The sequence below is a fragment of the Halobacillus sp. BBL2006 genome, from assembly GCF_000786645.1.
Classification (GTDB): domain Bacteria; phylum Bacillota; class Bacilli; order Bacillales; family Halobacillaceae; genus Halobacillus.
The window spans coordinates 1-589 of sequence record NZ_JRNX01000519.1; the positions used below are offsets into that span (position 1 = coordinate 1).

Annotated in this window: 1 pseudogene; it reads left to right on the forward strand. The window is 32.4% G+C overall.

What is annotated here, in order from left to right:
* Positions 1-267: 267 nt before the first annotated feature.
* Positions 268-589, forward strand: a pseudogene (locus LD39_RS15095) (protease); the annotation flags it as partial.

The window sequence follows — 589 nt, forward strand, 5'->3', positions numbered from 1 at the left end:
TTTTTATTTTCTTTTCAATTTTATAGGTCATTTTACCTTATATTATAATAAACAAATGGCATAATCCTCTATTTATGGTGATTTTTTAATATTTTATTTCGTGAATCGAAAGAACTAATTGTTGCTTTAACGCTTTAAATTCCGATGTAGTCTATATGCTTTATTTTTTGAAAAACGCCAAAATTCTGATTGATTATTCTGTAAATTTTGATAAATTAGTACATGCAGCATATGAATTTTCAAAATTAAGTAAAGGGGAGAAAGTCTTTGAAAAAAACAGGTAAAATATTAACCTCCGCTCTGGCGCTCGCACTGACAGTCGGGCCTATGAGTACAAGTGCGGTAGAGAAGTCTTTAGAACCATATAAAGACTTACATAAGTCTCAGGCTCATTCTGAATCAGGATTACCATTTGATTTGGCAATTGCCAATGATGAGCGTCTGATTGAAATGTTAAAAGAAAATGGAAAAATCGCTAAGGATGCTTCTCCAGCAGAAGCCGAAAAAGGATTGAAAAAATTCCTGAAAGCGAAGTCTGAATCTGCTAAGAAAGAATCAGGCGAATTAGCGGATGAAAAGAAGAAAAATA